2 protein-coding genes are annotated in these 1888 nt (G+C 59.5%); both read right to left on the bottom strand.

The features are described from left to right. On the bottom strand, positions 1 to 1377 hold a 1377-nt coding region (locus AB4Z52_RS36100; RefSeq protein WP_442222596.1), incomplete at its 3' end, for a recombinase family protein. Next, a complete protein-coding gene (locus AB4Z52_RS36095) occupies positions 1370 to 1540 on the bottom strand; it encodes a hypothetical protein (protein WP_442222595.1) in 171 nt (56 codons plus the stop codon). The genes AB4Z52_RS36095 and AB4Z52_RS36100, both read right to left, overlap by 8 nt. Positions 1541 to 1888: the final 348 nt, after the last annotated feature.

The following is a 1888-nucleotide window of genomic DNA, read 5'->3' as shown; positions in this document are numbered from 1 at the left end:
AAGGCACTGCTCCCATTCACGTTCAAGACCGCGCGCAACAAGCCGATTATCGGGATCGACGGCGCGGTATCGGCGTTCGGCCCGGCCTGCTTGATAAACTGCGCGCTCAACACCAAGCCGCCATTGTTTTAGCGACGCTTCTGTGTCGAGTTCGAAGCGCTCCGCAGCCGCCAGGGTAGCAGCAAGCCTGGCTGGTTCGAGCGCTTGGAGAAAGGCGCGGGCAATCGCGCCGTCGATCTGCACCCCGCCCACGTTGAGACAATAGCGGCCTCGGCCCTCTACGATGTCCTTGCCGGCGCAATGATAAGCAGGCGTCGAATGACGGCCGCTGTAATGCGTTCGCAATCGCCGTCCACAGTGACCGCAGCTGGCAATGCCCTGCAGGAGTGCCGAGCCTTCTCTCACAGGGCCTCCTGCCTTGTGTGGCGTGGGATGGGTGTTGGCGGCCAGCCGCGCCTGGTTGGCTTCATACGTTCGCCAATCGATAAAACCTTCATGATGGTCCTTGATCAACACCTGCCATTCCGACTGAGGTAAATGTCGCACGTGTTTCTTGCGCGCGCCAGACGCATCAAGCGTTGTCTCACAGCGCGTCCTTCCATAGGCGTAAGCCCCGGCGTAGACGGGATTGCGTAGGACGTTATGAATGGCCGTATAGCTTGCCTCGACCCAGCGTATCTCCCACCCTTGATGCATTTGTAGCGGGAAACGGTGGCCTTGCGATCGGAACCACAACCAGACGCGCCGTGCCGAACCGGTCTCGGCGAAGCATGTAAAGATGCTTGCGAGGCTCGATCTCACAGCCTCGTCGGGATGGAAGAGAACCTCCCCGTCGGCCGATCCCCAGACGAAACCGATGGGCAAGCCGCGCTTCAGTTCGCCACGCGCCGCCTTATTGCGTATGCCGCCATTTAGGCGCGCTCGCAGCACATAAAGTTCTGCCTCGCTCATCGTGCCCTTCAGGCCGAGCAAAAGCCGATCGTTGAAGAGCGCCGGGTGATAAATTCCGTCCGCGTCGCCGATCAGCGTATTCGACAGCCCACAGAGCTCGATCAGCCGATACCAGTCGGCGTTGTTACGAGCCAATCTGGAAACTTCCAGACCCAGAACCAGTCCGACATGGCCCAGCGCAACTTCGGCGGTCAGACGAGCAAAACCAGATCGAGCGACAGAACCTGATCCCGACAGCCCGAGATCCTCGTCGATGACGACGACATTTTCCTTGGACCAACCCAACTCGTGGGCCTTATGGGCCAAGGCATATTGGCGATCCGTTGACTCGCGATTGCGCTCGACTTGCGCCGAACTCGATTGGCGAAGATAAATAATCGCTATACGGGCGAGGTGACCAGATGTGATCTTCTGCGCGTCATTCATCGATCGTCTCCCTGAGGCGCTTCGCTGTCAGCACACGGGCAATCAGACGCGCGAGTATCTCTAGCGCCGCCGTCTGAGCCAATGGATCGATCTTTTCCCAAGGTCCCGCTATCGGAGTGTCGTCGACCTCGGCTTGCTCGTGAAAGTCTAGCTTCAACTGCATGGCCGCCCTCCTGGCATGAGGCCGACTCAGTGTGCCGGCGCAGGAGATCGTCCACGACCACGCGCACCTTGACCAAATCCGCGATGGTGCCGAGATCGCTCTCGGCGCGACCGTCGCGTGGGGATGATGAAACCGTGGCGGCGCTGTCTGCCATCCAGTCCGTCCATGCAACGGGTACGAGAGAGCGGCTACCATCCGGCAGAACAACGAGAAGCAGCGAGACCCCTCTACGCGTCAGACCACCGATCACAATCAGCTGCAATCCTTCGAACGCATGCTTCTTGCGCGTTATCATAACAGTGTCAGGAAGGTCTCGGTGGTGGGTAGTGTGTCGGGTCTTCCTTTGAC

Origin of the sequence: Rhizobium sp. 2YAF20 (assembly GCF_052114685.1) — a bacterium.
Taxonomy (GTDB): Bacteria; Pseudomonadota; Alphaproteobacteria; order Rhizobiales; family Rhizobiaceae; genus Rhizobium.
This window is presented reverse-complemented; position numbering and strand designations above follow the sequence as displayed.